Origin of the sequence: Nostoc sp. (genome assembly GCF_036917455.1) — a bacterium.
Classification (GTDB): Bacteria; Cyanobacteriota; Cyanobacteriia; order Cyanobacteriales; family Nostocaceae; genus Nostoc.
Genome location: NZ_JBALDK010000130.1, coordinates 1 through 21,927, shown reverse-complemented (window position 1 = coordinate 21,927; position 21,927 = coordinate 1). Strand labels below are relative to the sequence as shown.

Sequence of the window (21,927 nt, the reverse complement as noted above, 5' to 3'; positions counted from 1 at the left end):
ATTTCAAACATCCTCAAAGAGAGACACCGTAAAAAGGAAAATAACTCCTAATTTCCTTATAAATCTAATCTAGGAAACATAACTATGAACACTGATTCAGACTCAAAAAACTTTGGTCAACGAACCGTCTTAACAATTTATGCTCATGCTGATGATGAAGTTCTACCTGCTGCTGGCACTCTCAGTCTCATGTCCAAGGCAGGATGGAATATTCGTTGCTTAATTTTGACTGATGGCAGTCTTTCCAGTTCGACTATTAAGGGTACACGTCATCAAGAAGCGGATGCCGCAGGTAAAATCATCGGTGCAACTTACGAGTTTTATGCACTTGAAGAATATAATTTTTCAACCCAAGCAGTGATCAAAGTTACTGAAGAAGCTATTAGGCGTTGCCAACCGGATCTGATTATTACTCATGCACCACAACCTGAAAAATATGGACATAGAGATCATGAAGTGTGTGCGATCGCAGTTTCTAATGTTGCTACCCGTAAAAACATAACTTTGTGGTATTCCGCCCCACCTGTTTTTTTGCGTGGTTTTGAACCCAATTTTTTTGTGGATATTACTTCTGTAATTGAGGAAAAAGTTGCAGCTATCGGTTGTTATGAATCAGAACTCAATAAAACATTTATGCAACTTGATGCCATACTAGTTTTATCTCGTTTTTGGGCACGAGAGTTAGGTCAAAAAGATGGTTATTTTGAAGCTTTTGAAATTTCTAGGCAATGTGTAAATGCTAGCTTTTTTACTGCAATAGCTAATAATCATCAAGCAATTAAACACAGATAAGTGCATAGAAATCACAAAATAATTGCTGTCTCTATTGCAGTTTTTCTAATGTCAATGCCAAAATAGAATTACATTTTTTTAATCAATAAATAGGACAAAATCATGAATTTAAGTGTGAAAGTAGTAGAATTGTCTGGGATTTTAGATGGTATTAAAGGTAATGAACTGCGTCGTGAAGTTAGCGGTATTGTGGCAACCGGAGCCGATATTTTGTTAATTGACATGAAAGAAGTAAAATTTATCGATAGCTCTGGTTTAGGTGCTTTAGTATCAGCAATGCAAATAACGCGAAATGCTAATACTAAACTTTTTATCTGTTCGGTCAGCGATCAAGTCAGGATGTTGTTTGAACTGACTAAAATGGATAGAATTTTTCAAACATTTGCCGATCAAGATGAATTCAACCGCCAAGTATTGGCAACGCAATAAGCTATGAAACCATACTAAGGTTGAATGTTCAGACCTAAATATACTAAGAAAAGTTAACTTTTACCAAAGATAAGTCATCATCAAGATTATCTTGGGCATTTAAGGCGAGAATGTTCGCTAATAGTTCATTTAGGCTATAGGTATCTTTCCTGCTATATTTCGTTAGCAAGTCAATGAAAGCATCAATACCCCAAATTTTACCATCTGACTGATTAATTTCATAAGCACCATCACTAAAGATGTACAGAGTGCTGTTTTCTTCGATATCAAAAACAGCATCTTCAAATTGCACATCAGGTAAAAAGCCAATTGGTAAATCTAAAGAACTTAGCTGGTTAACTTGAATGCTTGTTGTAGAGGTATTAGATAACAGTAAAGCTGGTGGATGTCCGGCGTTGGCATAAAGAAGTTGACGTTTAAGGCGGTGATAAACTCCATACCAAATTGTGAAGTATTTATCACCGTGCTTTGTCATTTGGAAGGCATGATTGAGCGCTTTTAGGACTGCGCTGGGTTGGCAAAAGTTAGTATTCGGTAGAGATTGCGATCGCAAAACATTTAGGACGGATACAGATAGGAGGGCTGAACCTACCCCATGACCTGATACATCCAACAAATAAATTGCCAAATGATCCTCGTCGATCCAATGATGATCGAAGCAATCACCCCCTAGCTGGGCTGAGGGAATAAACAGATTTTCTGTAGTTACTGTTCCTACAAGTGGCGAGGGTAAAAGCGATCGCACATAATCAGCAGCCTCAGCTAATTCTGCTTCCAAAATTTGCTTTTGGGTTTGTAAGTCTTGATTTAGTGTCTCCAAAGCTTCTTTTCGACTTTGTAAATCCTGATTTAGCTGGTGTAATCTTAGTCCTGCTCTTACCCGTGCTTTCAATTCATTCATCTCTATAGGTTTAGAGATAAACTCATCTGCTCCAGCATCAAGTCCCCTAACTCTATCTTCCTCTTCTCCTCGAGCTGCCCCCCTAGCCGTCAATAGAATAAAAAAAGTAGTTGCCAACTCTGGATCTGTTCTAATTCGACGGCACACTTCTAACCCATCGACCTGGGACATCATCCAGTCACAGACAATCAGAGCCGGATGTAGTAATTGGGCTTGTGTAATTCCTTCCTCGCCATTACTAGCTACAGTGATATCGTAACCCTGATTTTGGAGTGTTCTTTTCAGTACTGCTCGTACTATAGGGTCATCATCAATAACCAGAATTTTAAACATAAATTACAGTTGATTAAGTAAAATGATTGGTAAATAGTTGCTTTAACTTAACTTATATGCAATTTAGTTTTTAATATATAGTAGAAATACTCAAATTAAATAAACTAATGAACGAATATGATGATTTCAAAATATTTTTTTGGTTAAGAAGTGAAAAACAAAATTTATCTAAAAGTCAATACAGACCTGACAGCTTCACCTCAAGTTTTAGCTTGGTTTGAGCAAATAAATCAACCACCTATTGCCGATCGACAAATTTGGTGGCAATGTCAAACACTGATGATGGAAGGCTTTACTAATATTGTTGAACACGCACACAGAAATTTACCTATTGAAACTCCTATTGAGATAGAAGCTGTGCGGTTAAATGAATTTATAGAAATTCGTATTTGGTCTAAAGGGGAACCCTTTGACTTAGAGCAGCAATTGCAACAAACATCTGAATTTGAGGAAAATGAGCAAGAACGAGGACGGGGTTTAAAAATTATGTCCGCCATTGCCGACAAATTGAGTTATAAGCCGACAGTAGATAATCGTTGCTGTTTATTTATTAGTAAATCTTACTAAAGTTATAATAGTAATTAGGAGTTAGGAGTCCTGATTAAAAATTCTTGGATGCGTTTCACAAACTCTTCTAAGCCCAAAATTAAGTTATTAGTACCTCGATCCTCTTGGTTATAAGCTAGTTGCTCTAGTTTTTCTGCTAACAGATGCATCGTTGTAGCTCCAATATTGACACTAGCACCTTTAATTTGATGTGATTGAAGCGCTATTTGGTCAAAATCATGAGATGCGATCGCTATTTTAACTGCCTCTAGACGAGGTTGAATATCTTCAATAAATATTTGTAGTAGTTCTAATTCAAATTCTGGGTTGTTTTCTGAGAGTTTATGCAAGCGTTCCCAATCAATTGGGAGGTCAATTGAACCTATATTTGTTGTAGAAACTGTCCGATCTAAGACTTCTGTTTCTTCTACTCTGAATATTAGACTTGCCCAATGCTCTAGAGTCGCCGCCAATTTTTCTTTCATTACTGGCTTGCTCAAATAGTCATCCATTCCTGCATCTAGGCACATTTTTTGATCTTCTTTCATTGCATTAGCTGTCATCGCAACTACTACAGGACGACGACCGCTAGCAAAGTTACTTTCTTGCCAACGATGAATTTCTTTTGTGGTTTCTAATCCGTCAAGAATTGGCATTTGGCAATCCATTAGAATTAAATCGTAAGGAATTTTTTCTAACAGATGCAACGCTTCTTTGCCATTATTTGCAACATCAGCACTATAACCCAGGCTTTGGAGTTGCTTCAAGGCTATTTTCTGATTCACCAGATTATCCTCAGTTAAGAGAATTCTTAATTTAGGCAAGTCAGAAGGACGAGAATCACACTTATTTTCAGAATTTCTCACTTGTAACTCCTGTACTGACGCAAAGACTTGCGCCCCTGCTGACTCCTCTGGAATAACAGAAGCGGCAATCGTAAAGTAAAATGTACTACCTATATTTAGTTCACTTTCAACCCAAATTCTGCCACCCATTAACTCGCACAGTTGCTTGCAGATGGCAAGACCTAATCCAGTGCCGCCATACTCTCGAGTAGTGGAGGAGTTTACTTGACTGAAGGCTTTAAATAAACGTTCCATGCGATCGCTTGGAATACCGATGCCTGTATCTTTAATACTAAACTGAATCTCGTCAGTATTTGCAGCAGAAGAACGATTAATATCCTTATTATTGCGGATGATCACTGAAACTTCTATACTTCCATTTTGGGTAAATTTAATAGCATTACTGAGTAAATTAATCAAGACTTGGCGGAGTCGGGTGATATCTCCCACAATCGTAGTAGGAAGTTTAAGAGTATCTAAAAATGTAATTTTTAAACCTTTTTCTCTAGCTTGAGGCGCAAGTAAATAAAAAGCTTCATTAATGCAACTTTGCAAAATAAAAGGTTCCTCTTCTAGTTCCAAATTACCCGATTGTACTTTAGAGAAATCAAGAAAATCGTTAATAATTTTGAGTAAGGAATTTCCACTGCTGTAAATGATTTCAACAAAGTCTTTCTGCTGACCAATCAATCCACAATCTAGTAACAAACTGGCCATCCCAATTACCGATGCGATTGGAGTCCGAACCTCATGGCTAATCATCGCTAAAAATTCTTGTTTAGCAAGTTCTGCCTGTTTGCGTTCAGTCATGTCTCGCAAAATGTAAACATAGCCTTGAAAATGCTCAATTTCTGTCTTAACAATTGAGTAGGAAAAAGCTACGGAAATTGTTTTTTTACTTTTTGTATAACAAACAGTTTCTACGTCTTTTAGTAAAAGATTTTGGTCTGAATTTGGGAATGTCTCAATATTTTCAATATTTCCTAACTCTAATTTATAGCTATCGACTTCTCTAATAACTTTGGTGATAGGTTGACCGATGAGTTCTATTTCGTCATATTCTAACAATACTTGTGCAGCTAGATTCAGTTTTTTTATCTTTCCTGACAGTGTTGTTACCAACAATGCATCTGCCATTGATGTTACAATTTGGTCAATATATTGTTTAGAAGCCTTTAAATTACGTAATAAAAGATTTGCTTCATTTGCACCTTGAAATAAAGATTGCTCAAGAACCATCCTTTCCGTCGAATCTTCTACAATAATGATGAGGGGATTGATAGAAGAATTTTCTTGTATATTTTTAGTAATGCGAATGTCAATATACAAGGGAGAAGCCGCATCTTGTGAGCGCATGATTCCCTTTAATTCAAAGTTATCTTGCTCGCCATGTCGAATTGCATCAGAAATATCTTCAAGTCCCTCTAATTCGGGAAACGCAATCCGAACATCTTCACCTTGCTTGACTTCATCAAAAATGTTGGCAAAATGATTTAGTCCAACAGATATCTCTACAATTTTAAGGTCTTCATCAAGTATCAAATATTCAATCTTGCATACAGATAATATATTTGTCAACAATGAGTTCATTTTACTAAATTAAACGATGGGCTAAGGTTTTAAATATCTCATCAACATTATTGCCAGTTTTAGCCGAAGTTATATATGTGTCTAATATATTATTTTGATTGGTAAATTCATACATTTTACGGATGTTTTCTAAGTATTCACTCGCAATCATATCTGATTTATTCAGTGCAACCACAATATAGCTTTTAGGATTAACAGCTAAAAAAGTTTGAATATGTTCCCCTATATGATTGAGTGTTTCTGGTTGTGTAACATCACCAACTATCACAGCACCTTTAGAACCTTGAAAATAGTTTTGAGCAACTGCCTTAAACTTATTACTGCCTTCAATATCCCAAATTAGCAACTGTAAATTTTGCCCATCATGCAGGTCTTTTGTAGAAACATTAACTAATTTGCGAGAAATTTTTACCCCTACAGTTGAAAGATATTCATCGCTAAATTGACATTCTACAAATCGATGAATTAGACTGGTTTTGCCAACCCCAAAATCACCAAATAAGCAGATTTTTTTAGAAATTGTAGACATAATTGAATAAATGTAGGTAGGATAATAGAAATTAGAGCTATTTTAACTTAAAGTTGCTTGTTTATCGCTTCTAGAACTACACAACGGCTTAACCATAAGGGATGAGTTGGATCAATCCCTGGTGGTAAGCTTGTCCTACCAATGACCTGTAGACGAGATGGCTCGATACCTAATTTGATCAGTGCTTGTTGTACAGCTTTTGCTCGCGTAAGTGCCAAATTGTGGGATGTGTTTTTACCAGTATGGTCATAACTATAACCAATAATTTTTAAATGTTGATTTGGGTGTTGATTGAGGAAAGATTTGACCTGTTGAACCTTGTATCCTAAATTTGTTTTGATTAAATTTGCTGAGTCGGGTTGAAAATAAAATCGAACTTCAATTCGCAGAGGTTCTACTTGCACCGCGCTAGATACAAATTTTACGCCGGGAATTTGCTCAAATGCATGAGCAATAATCTGAGCATCTGTAATCCGATTGATAGTACCTTCAACAACTACTTTACCAGCACTGTATTGAGTGGAAATAGCTGTACCATTCGTCTGATTTAAAACTATTGTGACTCGTTTAACTTCAGCAGCAGCTAATACAGGATCTGCTGGTACTTCTACTAATAAAATTTGATTGTCAATCAACCAATGGGGGGAAGTTGCTTTAACAATTTGCTCGGCTTTCTGGCGAAGAAGTTGATTAGGTAATAATCCTGTTAATTTTAATCTATTGTGTTCTACCTGCACGTTTAGCCGATATACGGCTAGTTCTGGAACAGAAGTTAAAGCCAACGAAGTTTTACTTTCAATATCACGGATGACTCCACTATGGTGTTGCCAAATGCCCCAAGGAATGATAATGGTGCTAATAACTGTTAAGCCTAATATTAATAACGTTGATAATTGATTTTTTTTCTTTTCCGGTAGAACATCTGTACCTTTAAGTTCTTCTAAAACTGTATGAATTTCAATAGGAATTGTATCTGGAACACCATCAAATTGTTCAATTAAATCACCATATTTTTTAACTATTTGACTAAAAGTTTGCCGCATTTTTAGAATAAAGCTTTTGCTAGCGTCTCCTTGGATAACGATCGCTAAATAACAGTATCCGGCAACTTCTAAAATTATTTTGGATGTACCGTATTCAATTGCGTCTAATTCTGTTATGGTTCCAGATTGATTGATGCAATCATTGGCAAAGCTGCGAATCGCCGTCAGCATTCCTGCTATCATATCAGCCTCTAGCTGCTGTGCATCAGAGCGCTGAATATCTGAGATAACTAAACCAGATGCTTTATGAATCAAGAAAATTGCTTTAATTGTAAATGGGAGAGCTTCTTTAAGAATTAATTCTGCTTCAGAAACTCCTTGTAATTTGGCACGAATTTTACGTTTTATCCCTTCAACACTAAGGGTTTCTTCAACTTGTCGGTTAATGGCACGGATTGTCTCTGCCATATATTTGGCTATGGTACTACCAATAATGGGGTAGAGTGCATCCACAACAATATTCTGTTCAATTTCAATTTGCTTTTTTATGGCTCGTCCGATTGCAGGAGCGATCGCATCTGAAACTTCCTCTGGAGCAACAATAATCTGCTGAGTAATAGCTAGGGGAATAGAAGGTGCGATCGCATCACTCATGCTAATTTTATCTTGTTCAGTGCGACTGCGGATGGTTTGATCGATAATCGGGGCAATTATCTGGACAATTTCCTCTCTAGACTCTGCAATCTTCAGCCTTAAAATCTCAGAAATACATGGAAGGAGTAGATTTATTAGCTCTTTAGGTTCGTAAATTTGATTCTCTATTTTTATTAAATTTTGTTCAAACCTAGCTACAATATTATTTGTTTGTGATAATTCATCTCCGACTAATATATCTTTTAACTTTTGCAATGCATCATCTGAATTATCTGTATTTTCCTCAAAAGTTGCAAATAGCTCAATAGATTTATCTAATTCGTTTTCGACAAACTTTACTGATTTAAATGCATTTTGACGAGAATTAAAAGTCGATTCTAAATAAGCCTCACATATTTCTATTGTCACTGGAGTGAGTTGCAATGCTTCAAATTTTGTTGTAGTTAGATGCTCATCACCACGATCGATTTCAGATGAAAATGAAGAAAAAGATTGCTCAGGTGGTTCGATAATTTTGAGTTCGACAAGTAGATGCACTAAATTGTCAATTTGTACAGCTTCTTCCGGCTTTAACTCGACAGATTGAGAAATTGAATTTTCCACCTGAGTCATATCAGTAAGTTTTGTCTTTAAAAGTGCTGAGTTGAGAGTTAGGAGTGAAGAATTGTCTCTTTCATCTTCCTTTGCCTCTTGAGTTGATTACGAATGTAATTCTGCTGTACTGTTAGAGTGAGCTGACACTTTTGACAACTTTGTAGTTTCTAGAAGCGGTACAGCAGTATAGTTGTCGTTGTGTTCATCGGCTGCTTCTCGTAATTTAGGAATAAATTCAGTTTCTTTTAGGCGCATTCCTAAGGCAAACAAAGTTTCAGCCATATCGTCTTTAGAAACTTTAGTGTCTGTTAACTGTGAAAAGCGTCGATCTATTTCTTCTAAAATCAGATCCCGTAATGCTGTAACATCATCTTGTAAATGGACTTTAGTTTGAAAGATTTCATCTCGAATTGAGTTAGTTTGATTATCTAATGTTTCATCAAGGGACTGAACACTGCTAGAGAACTTTTTATTGAGTCTATCAACCTGTTGCCGTAAGTCAAGAGTTTCTTCTTGAGTTGTCAGGTTGAGTGACTTCAGCTTTTTATCCAGCGCCTCAAGCCCTGCTTTTAGTTCAGCCGAAAAGTTAGACTTGAGTTGTTCAACATGCGATCGCATTTGTTGTTGCAACAGAGATATGTCTGACTCCAGCTTGCTAAATCGATTTTCGTACTCTCTTAGCTGTGTTCCCAAAATAATATCGCGGATCTGATCGATATTGCCAAGCCGTTCTCGTACATCGTCTTTACTCATCTGACTCATCAGAAAAACCTCACTTTTCGGGAATTTATTGGGGATAGGAGGTATGAATTGAACTGGCATTTAGGCTAAAGGTTCTCAGCATAAGATACAGCTAACTCACCGAACCTACATTTGGTATATCAAAGTTATTATTCCCAATTATTCACAAGTTCTATCTTAAAAATAGGAAATGGGTAGTGAGAACTTTAGAATAAGTATTTTTTATACTTACTCATAAAGAAATATCACTTTTGAGAAGTTAATAATATTTATTAACTTCTCATCCTTTTGGGTTATTATCTTCGCCGCTCAAAAATTCTTGGATGCGTTTTACAAACTCTTCTAATTCCGCGATTAAGTTAGTACTACCTCGACGCTCTTGATTGTAAGATAATTGTTCTAGTTTTTCTGCTGCCAGATGCATAGTTGTAGCTCCAACATTAGCGCTAGCACCTTTGATTTGATGGGCTTCTTGCGCTATTTGGTCAAAATTATGAGTTGCGAACGCTATTTTAATTACCTCTAGCCGAGGTTGAATATCTTCAACGAATATTTGCAGTAGTTCCAATTCAAATTCGGGATTGTTTTCTGAGAGTTGATGCAAACGTTCCCAATCAATTGGGAGGTCAACTGAATTTGTATCTGTTGTAGAAACTGTCTGCTCCAAAGTATCTGTTTCTTTTACCATGAATATCAGACTTCCCCAACGCCGTAACGCCGCCGCCAATTTTTCTTTGATTACTGGCTTGCTCAGATAGTCATCCATTCCTGCATCTAGACACATTTGTTGGTCTTCTTTCATAGCATTAGCTGTCATCGCAATTACTATAGGACGACGACCACTAACAAAGCTGCTTTCTTGCCAACGATGAATTTCTTTTGTGGTTTCTAAACCATCGAGAACTGGCATTTGGCAATCCATCAGAATTAAATCGTAGGGGATTTTTTCTAATAACTGTAAAACTTCTTTCCCATTACCAGCAACATCAGCACTATAACCCAGGCTTTGGAGTTGCTTCAAGGCAACTTTCTGATTCACCAAATTATCTTCAGCTAAGAGAATTCTTAATTTATGAGAGTCATAGGTCGGAAGGCGGCAGCTAGGAAATTGATTGTTGCTGTTTTCGTAATTTTTCAGTTTTAACTTCTGACCCCTCAATTCTGATTCCTCTTGTTCCAACTGCGTTCCTAAAATAGTCATGATGGTATCGAGGAGTCGGGACGGTTTAACAGGTTTGACCAAATAAGCTGCAAATCCTATTTTTAGCGCCCGTTGAATTTCATCGCGTTGATTAGTAGAGGTAAGCATAATCATCGGTAGCCCAGCGATCGCTGAATTTGCCTTAATTTGTTCTCCTAAAGTCATGCCATCTATTTCAGGCATCTGCATATCAATCACAGCAATGTCATAGAGGTTTTTTTGCTTGGCAGCCTCCTGAATAGCTTTGAGGGCAATACTAGCCGAAGCAGCTTGATCTACCAACATCCCCCAACGGGTAACTTGATGGTAGATAATTTTGCGATTAGTAGCATTATCATCCACCACTAACAAGCGCCGATTAGTAAGAAGTTCGCGATCGCCCTTGGCGGTAGCGAAGCGATCGCGTTCTGCGGGAATCGGGTCAAGTTGTTGGGGGAGAGTTACTTCAAACCAAAATTTAGATCCTTTCCCCAATTGACTTTCTACGCCAATTTCTCCTCCCATCAAGCTTACTAGTTGTTTACAGATGGCTAATCCCAAACCTGTGCCGCCATATTTACGAGTTGTGGAAGCATCTACTTGGGTAAATGGGGTAAAGAGTTTGCATTGGTCTTCAGGGGTAATGCCAAGACCGGTATCTGTGATGCCAAAATAAATGGTGGCTGTAGTGGAGTTTTGCGATCGTAATTCTGCCCTTAATACTACCTCTCCATTGCTGGTGAACTTGATCGCATTGCTGATCAGGTTCATGAGAATTTGCCGCAGGCGGCCAGCATCGCCTTGGAGATGGGTGGGAACGTTGGGATAGATTAACGCGGCAATTTCTAATCCCTTATTATGGGCTGGGGGAGCTAATAATTCCAACACCTCTTCCACACAGGTAGATAAGTCAAAATCTAGAGTTTCTAGTGCCATTTCCCCAGCCTCAAGTTTGGACAGATCCAAAATTTCGTTGATGAGGCTTAAAAGAGCGTCTCCACTAATACGAATTGTTTCGATAAAATCCTGTTGCTCCGCGTTTAGGGGAGTTTCTAACATTAAGCCTGTCATCCCCAACACAGCATTCATCGGAGTCCGAATTTCATGACTCATGTTTGCCAAAAAGGCACTTTTGGTTTTAGAAGCTAATTCAGCTTGTTGGCGGGCAACTTCGAGTTCTTTTCGCTGTTGAGTTTCTGCATATAACATTTGGGCTTGGGCTAAGGCAATACCGACTTGATCGGCTATTTGCCGTAAAAGATGAGTTTCAAAGCTAGACCATTGGCGAGAATTGCCGCATTGATGGACAATTAGCAAACCGCAGAGTTCTTCTTTGACAAGAATGGGTATAACCAAATTGGATTTGACCCCAAATTGTTCCAGTAATTCTATATGCCTTTTTTGGACTTCCACTATATCTAAGTCAGCAAGCCCCAAATTGCGTTTTTGACGATACTGCTGTAAATAGTTGTGCTGTGTATATTCCGCTTGAAAGTAAGCATCAGTGAGTTTTTCGTCTTTAATTGGCAGCCAGCCAGAAAGTACTGCCTCAACCACAGTGCTTTCAGATCCATCAGCCAAAGGTTGATAAATCAAAACTCGATCGCTATGGAGAATTTTTTGTACCTCCGTAACACTGATTTGGAGAATTTCTTTGATTTGCAAAGACTGACGAATCTTGAGGGTGATTTCAGTAAATAGTTGCGATCGCAAATTTTGGCGTTGGAGTTCTTCTTCTGCCTGCTTGCGCTCAATAAACTGCCCTACTTGTTCGCCAATAGAATTCATCACTTTAGCCAAATCTGGGTCGGGTTGCTGAATTTCATGGCTAAAGCAGGTAATGACACCAAGAATGTTTTTACCACTATGGATCGGAAAACCAAAAGCCCCGTGTAGTCCTGCTTGGGCAGCGATTTGAGAGCGGATGAAATCGTTATCTTTAACTACATCAACGATCCAAACAGGTTCAGCACTTGCCCAGACACGACCAGGTAGGCCAATTCCTGGTGCAAAGGTGGTCTGCTGACTAAGGATTTCAAATTCTTGTATCTTGGAAGATAGTTTATACCAAGATTTTAGTAGATACAGTAGATTTACTTGCTGATTTACCATCCAAATTTCACTGAAATCCCATCCCAAACTCTCGCAAATTCCTTGCAAAATTTGGGGCATGGCTTCGTTGATTGTAGTGGACTCTGCTAAGACACGTGTTGTAGAATACTGGGCTTTGAGATGCTGTTCTGCTCGTTTGCGTAAGCGAAGCTCGTCGTAGACATCGCTGATGTCAATACCTGTGCTAACGATGTATTCAATACTACCATCTTCGTCTTGCAAAATAGCGTTAGCCCATGAAATCAGCCGCCGACTACCATCCTTTGCTACCCAATAGTTCTCATATTCTTTAAGTCCTTCACCAGTTCGCAACTGCTCAAAAACTGCTTTAACTGGTTCTACTTCTTCTGGAATTAGAAACAGGTTCCAGAAATGCCTTCCTCTCACCTCATCAAATGAGTAACCAGTTGTTTGTTCGCAAGCTTGATTGAAGCGAACGATTTGCCCTTGTGTATCCAGGACTACTACCAAAGCACTGGCTGTATCAAGAACTGCTGAAATAAAGTTGCGTTCTTGGTTGAGTGTTTCCTCTGCTAATTTACGTTCTTTTACCTCCCGATAAATGAAGTAGTAGACTATGGCTAGAATCAGAAAACTTAGGCAAATAGCGATCGGTAGTGTCAAAAGTGTGTTGTTTGCACTGGCTTTTGCAGCTTGTGATTGCTGTTGAAGCAATCTTTTTTCATCATTCTCTATCTCAGAAACGATCTTGCGGATATCATCCATAAGATGTTTTCCCTGATTTGTCTGGATTACCTGCAACGCTGCCTCGAATCCTTGATTTTGACGCAGGTATATAGTCTGCTTGAGTATGGCAAGTTTTGCAGCTATCAAAGATTCAAGGGTTGCTAACTGCTTTTGTTGGCTAGGTTGATCTGCGATTAAATTCTTCAGTTCAGCAATTTCTCGATCGATGTTTGCAACTACTGGTTGATAAGGTTCCAAATAAATTTCTTGTCCAGTGAGGATATAACCACGTTGTCCAGTCTCAGCATCCTTAATCTCGGACAGTAATTCTTCCAGTTTATTAATTTTCGCTTGGGTTTTTTGTACCTGATTACTACTATTAATTAATATGCGTGTGTTTTGATAAGAAATCACGCCAATCAAAACTAAAATTGCCGATGCTAACCCAAACCCTGCGGCTACTCTTTTAAAAAATTGTTTCTGTCCCTTCTGTGCCTGTTTGTGTGTATGATTCGCCAATACTAAACTTGCTAAATTGCGTCGCATTTCTAATTGCTTGATTACTTGACGACCTAAAATTCGTAATGCTTCAACTTGTTCTGGGGAGAGGTCTCTTGGTACACGATCAACTACACAAAGTGTTCCCAGTGCATATCCTTCAGGATTAATCAGAGGTACGCCAGTATAAAATCGAATATTCGCGTCAGAGGTGACAAATGGGTTTGTCGCAAACCTTTCGTCTTTTGTGGCATCAGGCACAACAAAAACCTCCGGTTGCAGAATCGCATGGGCGCAGAATGCCACATCTCGCGGTGTTTCTAGGGCATCCAAACCAACTTTAGACTTGAACCACTGGCGATCGCTATCAACTAAACTGATTAGGGCAATAGGAGTTCCACAAATATATGAGGCGAGACGCGTGAGATCGTCAAAGGCAGCTTCCGAGTGAGTATCGAGAATCTTATACTCCAAAAGAGATTCGATTCGCTGTTTTTCATTATCAGGCAATGGTGCTTTCATTCTTCAGCCTTATCCCATTTTGGATTTTAGATTTTGGATTTTGGATTTTAGATTATTTATAGGGTTTACTCCTGCCCCCTGCCCCCTAAAATCTGACCCGCAATTGTCCTGTCAAGGAATTACCACCGTAGGCACTTCCCCCGGTTTCTTGATTTCGGACATTACTAAAGCTATAGCCAAGGTCTGCCTCTATACTTGGTGAAACCTTTACCGTACATCGCGTTTGATAGGTATTGGCATTGTCAAATTCTCCTTTAAGTCGCTGCTGTCCTAAGTTGGCAGCGAGGCGACAGCGTAAGAAATTAGTAATCTCTCCTTCCCAAGCCACCTCAGCGTTGTAAACTAAAAAATCAGGTGGGGAGAAATAGCCACTTGTGCGTTCTAAATCGCGATCGAAATTCCAAGTGAATAAGTTAGCTGCTAAAGAAAACTGTCCAAACTTGCGCTCTAGCCGACTAAATGACTGCACCTCAGAATTACCATCGTTGTAACTACCCAAACGCAATGATGAAAAGAAACTGGTTTTACGGTCAATCTGCCAGTATAAATCAGGCCCAAATCGCCAAGCAGTAATTTGATTTTCTAAAGTTCGGGCATTGGATTTATAAGGCCCTTGTTCTAAATTACCTGAGAGTACTACTACCGAGAGCAATTGGCCAGATGACGAAACTTGCGGCGGTGAAATGGGAGCTTCCACCTTAGCATTGAGATTAATAGCTGTAGGTAAACGATTGAAGATATCGACTCCGGCTGCTGTTTGCAGAGTCACTTGCCCAATTTTTCCTTGCCATCCAACTTGCAAGGGAAAATTTGTAATTGATTCAACACCACGTTGCTCAAAGAAGTTAAAACCTGTCTTGAAAAATATTTTATTGCCATTACTCAATCGAAACTGAGCCGTTGGTTCAAAAAAGAAGTTGGTTTGACCAAAGTTATCTGTCTCATAGCTATAGTCTGTATCAATGCTTTCCAAAACTGCATCCGGCGTTCTTGGTTCGGTAGAAGTTTTTGGTGGGCTAGAATTCTGGGGTGGTTTGGGTACCACTGGCGGTAATTGCAAATCAGGATTGAAGTTTTCGGGTGCCGCCATCAAAATAGGTGTTGACTCAGGATTTATTTTGGTGACTCCCTCAGTCAATTCTGAAGGTGATTTCCAGGTCTGATGTGCTTGGGCAGCTTGTAACTTAGCTTCTGAAAATGTCCAAATCCCTACGCTACAGATCACTCCCAATTGAACCTGTAGGCATCTCCAAATCAACCCAGTGTACGAACTCTGTCGAGAAATAAAGAGATAAATTATAAAACTATCTGCCATTGGTCGATCTATAGTTGTAAATAAAAAACTTGCTGCCAAAAAGTTTCTGGCTGCTAGTTGATCTATTGGGCTTGGGATTATAATGCCCAAAATATATGCTTGTTAAAACATGGCAAAGGAAAAAGGCTTTACTTTATATAGGGTTGTTCCCTAACTGTCTAATTAATATTGTTTGCGAGTAAGTAAGTCGGCGAGAAGAATTTAATGTATATGAAAAAATATAAATTAGAAGTAGGCTGTGTTGTGCTGTACCCTAACGCACCTTGAATTGATAACCGAGGTCTTGAGCATCAGTAAGAGGTGAAGATAATCTTACTTTTGTCAATTGGAAATTATGCTGAAAATTTGGAAAAAGCAGAAATATTAAGTTAACTATTGTACTGAAATTATGGGTCAACGATGAATGATACAGTAGATTGCAACTTGATGAGGTACAGATGATTTTAAGGGCACAGCACTGCTGTGCCCCTACCTGTGTACTTCATTTACCTGCAATCTACTGTACTTATCAAGATGAGGCGTAGGCGTAGCCCACCCTACGCATCGCCTGCTCAAAAATTCTGTTTCTGACCCCGATTTCATTAATATTTTAAGTACTATTGCTTATTGACAAATGGTATTAAACCTTAACCTCTGACGAATGGGTCTTGAATAGTCTCAATACAGTTCAGATAAGATCAAAACACTTGTAGAGACGGCGATTTATCGCGTCTCGAAAACCCAATATTTTTTACCAGTAGCCTTTAACCCAAGCGTATTTTGAGTGGTCTAAGAAAAATTAAACGAAAAAGGGTAAGGGTTGAAATTCATCCCTTACCCTTTTCCTTTTAACCGATAAGTATTGCCTTTAGTCCTATCGGTAAGTCAAGATAGCAGATTTACGAGATTTGGCCGGATATTCTGGTGAATAGTTACTGTGATTTTGACCCACTGCCAACTGTTATTCTTGAGTCTGCTGTTCCGATTTCAGAGTTTTCAGAATTTTCGACCTCAAGAGTTCGGAGCAATTCCCGAATTACATCTGTTGCTGGCCTTCCTGTCAAAGCACAGTAGTTTTCAAGTTTCTTCATTTCCTCGGTTGTGAGATTTACTGTTAGTCGTTTAACAGCCCATTTTTTATTCATGATCCTATTTTGTCTTTAATATGTTGCTTTGTGTCGAAATCACCAAGTCATTACGATTGCTCCCGCAGTGCATAACCTACACCACGGACTGTATGAATCAAACGCTTTTCATTATTCTCTTCCAATTTGAGTCGTAGATAACGAATATATACTTCAATGATATTAGAATCACCCATGAAATCGTAACCCCAAACTTTCTCTAAAATTTGATCTCTTGTAAATACCTGACGGGGATGTGAGAGGAGATATTCTAATAAATGAAACTCTTTTGCTGTTAACTCAATGCTTCGTTTTTCGCGAAAAACTTCACGAGTGCGGCGATTTAAGCTTAAATCTTCAAATTGCAACACATCTTCGTCTGTTTCTTGGGTGCGGCGCAGATGAGCGCGAATTCTAGCTAGTAATTCCTCAATGCTGAAGGGTTTAACTACATAATCATCGGCTCCTGCGTCTAAACCGGCGACGCGATCGCTCACTTCATCTTTTGCTGTCAACAAAATCACTGGTACTGTACTACCCGTTGCTCGCAAACGGCGACAAATTTCTAAACCCGTTAGTCCTGGTAGCATCCAATCCAAAATCGCTAAATCTGGCGATGAGTCTCGTGCCAAGGTTAAACCGGCAATACCATCATGGGCTACACTTACTTGGTATCCTTCGCTACTTAGTTCTAATTCGACAAATCTTGCCAGTTTGACTTCATCTTCTACCAAAAGGATATGTACTGTCATAAGTTTGTGTATTGGTTTATGGTGCAATTCTGAACTACCCACACTTCCTTAATCAGATAGAACTGCTATATGTAGGTAGACTGATTGTAAACGTACTCCCTTCACCTAACTTTGATTGCACGCTGACACTACCTCCCATACCTTCCACAAGTGTCTTGACAATAGATAAACCCAAACCACAACCCCCAGTAGTGTGAGAGCGGGATTCATCTACGCGGTAAAATCTCTCAAATATCCGTGCTTGCTGTTGCAAAGGAATACCATGACCTTTGTCACAAACTTCAATAATTGCCTTATCTTGAAGTTGATTTAATTTAAAAACTATGGGTGTATCAGCTTCAGAATATTGAATAGCATTATCCATCAAATTTAATAAGACTTGTTTGAGACGGCTATAGTCTGCTTTCACCTCAATTCGGTCAACTTCTGAATCGATTTTAATTATGCGATCGCTATACTTTTCTGCCATCATCACCACTTCTTCAACCAAGTCATTTAGCACATAACATTTCATTTGAAAATATAAGTAACCATTATCGGCTCGTGCTAAATCAAGTAAGTCTTGTAGCAGACGGATGGTGCGTTCTGCTTCCGATGCAGCAGTTTCTAAAGCTTCTTGTTGGGTTGGGGTTAAGTTATTTTGCCTTCGCAAGACGCTTTGCAAGTAACCATGTACGATAGTTAATGGTGTGCGTAATTCATGAGAAACATTACTCACAAATTCTCGTTCTTGCTGCCAAGATTGGGATAAGCGAGATAAGAGCATGGTTAAAGTTTGAGCTAATTCTTTAACTTCGCTCGGTGCATTATCAAGATATAGTTGTGCTTGTCCTAAATCATCAGCCGAAATCACAGAAGCCATTTGATTTAGCTGGCGTAGAGGTTGCAGAGAACGTTTAATATAAAATGCGATCGCAGCAGTTAAAATAATAATTGCTAAAAAACTAATAATAACTAAACTCTGTACCATTACCACAAACATTCTCTGTTCGTGGGTAATATCCTTGACTACAAATAACTCACCCAGTAACTTACCCTGTACTTGTACAGAACTACCACATAAAACAAAATAGCTTTGGTTTATTTGATAAACTTGTGGTTTAATCGGCATCTTAGTCAGGGACATTAACTCAGCTACCGTAGTATCAGACAATAAATTTAAAGTAGCCGATTTCACTAAAATTTTATTATCGGGACTTTTTAGCCATAATAATGTGTTTGTATTTGCCAAGTTATTCATGGCCTTCTGTAATCCAGTCTCAGGCTGCATCATTTCACTATAAATTTGCACATCTTGCGGTAAACGTTTGGCAATTTCTTCTATACCATACTTATGGCTATCAACTAAGATTTGCTGCATTTTCCAACTAGTCCATGTAGCAAAGCTACTTAATACCAAAGCCGAAAATGTAGCGATACCAATTGTGAGGCGTGACTGTAATGAAAATGGGTCTATATTTATTATCAAAAATTTTCTGATTTGCTTCACTGTTCTAGTTACCTTTTAGGTATTGAATCAGGCTACATCAATAATAATTCAAAATTAAAGACAATTTCAGACGGGAATTTCAACCCCGACTGAAACTGAGGCTACCTGTAGAGGTAGGGATCTTAAAAAGTATTTGGCTGTGATTTTAGGCACTTATAGATCCCCCATAGCCCACGCCAGTCGCTCATGGGGGAAAACCCAAAGACCGCGCTGGCTCCCCTTATAAAAGGGAGGAACCAGAATCAAAGTCCCCCAATTTATTGGGGGATTTAGGGGGATCTAAAATGCTTCGCTACCAATGAGAGGACTTTTCAAACAGCCTCTTAAACCCTTTTTTTTACGATAAAATCAGAATCCTAAATATAAAGTTACTATTAACTGCTACATCTTTAGTTATCGCTGACTTAAACTTACCTGTATTGCATATCTATAGTAAAAAGTACAGCCATTCCAAAAAGATTGTGAAAGAATTTTTTTTAATCGATCTCTGAACTCGGTAAATTTTTGTCTAATAATAAATTAAGGTAATTTACTATGAATTAAATTAATTTTATATGAGAATTACCTTAAATTTTCAGTCATTGTATTCAAACAAGAATACAATGACTGAAAATAGCTCTTGCTATTGAATTCAGATATTGTCGGATGAACGGTTGAATATTTTCCTTAACTTTAGATATGGTGAAAGGTTAGCACCCGGATTTCTCACCACATCTCGATTCAGCCTGCGCTTGAGTAGGGGAGAGTTCAAATAGGGAGCAATGCGATTTTGTGAGGTGAGTAAGCAGGGGAGGCAGAGGAGGCAGGGGAGGCAGGGGGAGAGAAATAATTTAAGTATATTTTTTAGCTTTTTAGTAGTAGAAACATACTAAGATTTTTCTTTACTCCCCCTGCTCCCCCTGCTCCCCCTGCTCATTAGACGATGATCTCACTTTTTCGCGTTGCTCCCGTTCAAATACCAAGTTCTTTCCCCTCTACCCCTCTGCCCATCCTTCCCCTCAAGCTTATGAGAAATGCGGGAGCAGTCCATAGTTATTCCCCGCATCAACTCTCTGTTGCAAACCAAGCGCGTAAAATCTCTGCCACTGTCCACGCTTGGGCAATACATCCTCGTGGAGTCATCGGGGCATTACCATCAAAAATTTCGCTAAGACTACCAAGACCGTGTGCAGTAAGATGGTTAGCCATTGGTTCTAAAAATTGACGAGACCGATCGGGATTTTTGTAAACGCGCAGGTGTGCTAAGACAAACGGCCCCAACAACCAACCCCAAACTGTCCCCTGGTGATAAGCTCCATCGCGTTGATACTGATTGCTACCGTATTTACCTTGATATTGGAAATGATTGGAAGCAAGCGATCGCAACCCATGAGAAGTTAGCAACGTTTGCCCGCAAGCTTCCACCACACCCCTTTGCTGGGCAGGTGTTAGCGGGCTTTCTGGTAATGAAACAGCAAATATTTGGTTAGGTCGCAATGCCGCATCATCACCATCAGGACTATCTAAAACGTCATAGCAATAACCTGTCTCCTCATTCCAGAAGCGAGAAAATCTATACTTAGCCCGTTCTGCCATAGCTTCATATTCTTGGTGTGGTTTACCAAGGTGACGGGCAAACTTGGCCATTGTTCGTAAAGCATTATACCAGAGGGCATTAACTTCAATCGGTTTACCAATTCGGGGTGTAACTACCCAATCGTCAACTTTGGCATCCATCCAAGTCAGTTGTACACCTGGAACGCCTGCAAAAAGTAAGCCATCGGCCGGATCGAGATGAATGTTGTAGCGTGTACCGCGACAGTGCCAATTGATGATGTCTGCAAGTACAGGAAAAAGTTCAGCAAGCAAATTATCATCATCTGTAGCGGTGTAGTAGGCGCGAACTGCTTCAAAGTACCAGAGAGTAGCATCGACAGTATTATATTCTGGTCGATCGCCTGCATCGGGAAAGCGATTCGGTAACATTCCTTGGTCTACGTACCTGGCAAAGGTGCGGAGAATTGAGCGTGCTACCTCTGGGCGACCAGTCGAAATTGTCAAACCAGGTAGACTAATCATGGTGTCGCGTCCCCAGTCGCCAAACCAGTGATAACCAGCAATGATGGTTTTGCCGTTGGGGTCTTCTGGCATTGGACGGTCAACAATAAACTGGTCAGCAGCTAGTATTAGTTGCTTGATCCAGATAGGTGATTCCTTCGTTTGGAGTGGTTGATTATTTTTCCAAATTCCTGTGAGCTTCTGCTCTTGAGCGCGACGTAACTTAAGTGCAGCTTCGGCATTGAGATTTGCTTGCTTTTCTGTGCTGGCTACAAATGCGTAGGCGCAGCCCGTCGTAGACATCGCTTCCCCAGGATTCAGTGTAACTTCAAAAGTCGCAGCATGGAGATGGTCTTCTTTATCTCTCAATCCCCGATAGCGTTCAACAGCCAAGTCAAAGCCATAATACCAATCGTGAGCAACAGATGCACTCCCGCCATCGCTCAGTAGATAGACTGGTACAGCACCCGGATAAGCAGTTACACAAATCCCCTGTTCCACTTCCTCAACAGACATCTTCCAGCCATTACTTTGGGTGTCGCTGTGATAATCGCGGTAGTTGACCATTGCCTTGAGCGTCAACTTCAGAGGTTGCGTGGCCCGACGCAGAGTATATTGGACATAAGTTGTATTAACACCTTGTTGCATCCATACCCGTTTTTCTAACAAGGCATCGGCAACAGCAAAACGCCATAAGGGAATTGTACCTTCTAGAGAAAAACGTTCAATATTTTGATAACCGTGAGGGCTAACAGTCCCATCTGCCCAACGATTGGTGTCTAGAGAATAAGAGCGATTGTCATACAGCACAGTTTCGTCTAGTTTTGCCAGCATTAAGGTACGACCCAAAGGTGGTTTCAATGCTCCTACCAGTAGTCCGTGATAGCGGCGGGTCAATAAACCAGCCACAGTTCCTGAAGCATAACCACCAATACCGTTACTAACTAACCATTCCCGTGACTCTGCCGTGTCAAGATTGCCGCAGATTTCCCGCCCAAATTCTATAGACATAAGTCAACACTTTTCCTTGGGATCAATATTTGGATTATCGATTATCAATCCTCTAGTGTGCTGAGAATGATATTAAGAATTCTAAAATTTTAACTGGCGATCGCGGTTAAATAAAATCTGTGACATTAAGTAATACTAAATACTAGTATCTAGGGTAAGATATTTCTGGAAGTAAAAGCTAAAATACCTCTAAACCCGGATTTCTCACAAGTGAGAAAAAATCATTAGCTTGAGCAAAATTTTAGAGGATTTAATTGATACATCCTAAAGTAAGATTCAAAAGC

14 protein-coding genes are annotated in these 21,927 nt (G+C 39.3%); 3 read left to right on the top strand and 11 right to left on the bottom strand.

The annotated features are described in order from the left end of the window. The first annotated feature begins 84 nt into the window (after positions 1-84). Positions 85-792 (top strand): PIG-L deacetylase family protein, encoded by a 708-nt coding sequence (locus V7K42_RS13610; RefSeq protein WP_334916941.1) that lies wholly within the window; start codon positions 85-87, stop codon positions 790-792. Between the two features lie 102 nt (positions 793-894). Continuing rightward, the gene (locus tag V7K42_RS13605; protein ID WP_334916939.1) at positions 895-1,221 is read left to right on the top strand and encodes an STAS domain-containing protein; all 327 of its coding nucleotides are present in this window, start codon (positions 895-897) and stop codon (positions 1,219-1,221) included. A gap of 43 nt (positions 1,222-1,264) precedes the next feature. On the opposite strand, the gene V7K42_RS13600 is transcribed toward V7K42_RS13605, so the two are convergent. Then, on the bottom strand, positions 1,265-2,455 hold the full coding sequence (locus V7K42_RS13600) for a SpoIIE family protein phosphatase (RefSeq protein ID WP_334916937.1): 1,191 nt from the start codon (positions 2,453-2,455) through the stop codon (positions 1,265-1,267). 150 nt (positions 2,456-2,605) lie between these two features. Here V7K42_RS13600 and V7K42_RS13595 point away from each other — a divergent pair, with 150 nt between their 5' ends. Next, entirely contained in the window at positions 2,606-3,022 is a 417-nt protein-coding gene (locus tag V7K42_RS13595) for an ATP-binding protein (RefSeq protein ID WP_334916935.1), read from the top strand. A 14-nt stretch (positions 3,023-3,036) separates the two neighbouring features. On the opposite strand, the gene V7K42_RS13590 is transcribed toward V7K42_RS13595, so the two are convergent. The 10 genes from V7K42_RS13590 to V7K42_RS13545 all read right to left on the bottom strand — a co-directional run bounded on the left by V7K42_RS13590 (position 3,037) and on the right by V7K42_RS13545 (position 21,643). Continuing rightward, on the bottom strand, positions 3,037-5,424 hold the full coding sequence (locus tag V7K42_RS13590) for a hybrid sensor histidine kinase/response regulator (RefSeq protein ID WP_334916933.1): 2,388 nt from the start codon (positions 5,422-5,424) through the stop codon (positions 3,037-3,039). Between the two features lie 16 nt (positions 5,425-5,440). Then, positions 5,441-5,965 carry a Rab family GTPase gene (locus tag V7K42_RS13585; protein WP_334916931.1) on the bottom strand — a complete coding sequence of 175 codons (525 nt, stop codon included), beginning with the start codon at positions 5,963-5,965 and terminating at the stop codon, positions 5,441-5,443. A 47-nt stretch (positions 5,966-6,012) separates the two neighbouring features. After that, entirely contained in the window at positions 6,013-8,214 is a 2,202-nt protein-coding gene (locus tag V7K42_RS13580) for an OmpA family protein (protein WP_334916929.1), read from the bottom strand. Between the two features lie 87 nt (positions 8,215-8,301). Continuing rightward, the gene (locus V7K42_RS13575) at positions 8,302-8,958 is read right to left on the bottom strand and encodes a hypothetical protein (protein WP_334916927.1); all 657 of its coding nucleotides are present in this window, start codon (positions 8,956-8,958) and stop codon (positions 8,302-8,304) included. Between the two features lie 259 nt (positions 8,959-9,217). Beyond that, entirely contained in the window at positions 9,218-13,936 is a 4,719-nt protein-coding gene (locus tag V7K42_RS13570; protein WP_334916925.1) for a response regulator, read from the bottom strand. Positions 13,937-14,021: 85 nt separating this feature from the next. After that, positions 14,022-15,161, bottom strand: coding sequence for a hypothetical protein (locus V7K42_RS13565; protein WP_334916923.1), 1,140 nt, complete (start codon positions 15,159-15,161; stop codon positions 14,022-14,024). Positions 15,162-16,162: 1,001 nt separating this feature from the next. Further along, positions 16,163-16,375, bottom strand: a complete 213-nt coding sequence (locus V7K42_RS13560) for a CopG family transcriptional regulator (protein ID WP_334916921.1) — start codon at positions 16,373-16,375, stop codon at positions 16,163-16,165. Between the two features lie 50 nt (positions 16,376-16,425). Next, positions 16,426-17,106, bottom strand: coding sequence for a response regulator transcription factor (locus tag V7K42_RS13555; protein WP_094328596.1), 681 nt, complete (start codon positions 17,104-17,106; stop codon positions 16,426-16,428). A gap of 52 nt (positions 17,107-17,158) precedes the next feature. Continuing rightward, on the bottom strand, positions 17,159-18,595 hold the full coding sequence (locus tag V7K42_RS13550; RefSeq protein WP_334916919.1) for a sensor histidine kinase: 1,437 nt from the start codon (positions 18,593-18,595) through the stop codon (positions 17,159-17,161). Positions 18,596-19,639: 1,044 nt separating this feature from the next. After that, positions 19,640-21,643: an amylo-alpha-1,6-glucosidase gene (locus tag V7K42_RS13545; RefSeq protein WP_334916917.1), complete on the bottom strand. Its 2,004-nt coding sequence runs from the start codon at positions 21,641-21,643 to the stop codon at positions 19,640-19,642. Positions 21,644-21,927: the final 284 nt, after the last annotated feature.

Bases quoted from the DNA above. Each gene is read 5' to 3' on its own strand.
- V7K42_RS13555 (WP_094328596.1), bottom strand. From the start codon at position 17,106: ATGACAGTACATATCCTTTTGGTAGAAGATGAAGTCAAACTGGCAAGA.
- V7K42_RS13605 (WP_334916939.1), top strand. From the start codon at position 895: ATGAATTTAAGTGTGAAAGTAGTAGAATTGTCTGGGATTTTAGATGGT.
- V7K42_RS13585 (WP_334916931.1), bottom strand. From the start codon at position 5,965: ATGTCTACAATTTCTAAAAAAATCTGCTTATTTGGTGATTTTGGGGTT.
- V7K42_RS13560 (WP_334916921.1), bottom strand. From the start codon at position 16,375: ATGAATAAAAAATGGGCTGTTAAACGACTAACAGTAAATCTCACAACC.
- V7K42_RS13600 (WP_334916937.1), bottom strand. From the start codon at position 2,455: ATGTTTAAAATTCTGGTTATTGATGATGACCCTATAGTACGAGCAGTA.
- V7K42_RS13575 (WP_334916927.1), bottom strand. From the start codon at position 8,958: ATGAGTCAGATGAGTAAAGACGATGTACGAGAACGGCTTGGCAATATC.
- V7K42_RS13610 (WP_334916941.1), top strand. From the start codon at position 85: ATGAACACTGATTCAGACTCAAAAAACTTTGGTCAACGAACCGTCTTA.
- V7K42_RS13545 (WP_334916917.1), bottom strand. From the start codon at position 21,643: ATGTCTATAGAATTTGGGCGGGAAATCTGCGGCAATCTTGACACGGCA.
- V7K42_RS13580 (WP_334916929.1), bottom strand. From the start codon at position 8,214: ATGACTCAGGTGGAAAATTCAATTTCTCAATCTGTCGAGTTAAAGCCG.
- V7K42_RS13570 (WP_334916925.1), bottom strand. From the start codon at position 13,936: ATGAAAGCACCATTGCCTGATAATGAAAAACAGCGAATCGAATCTCTT.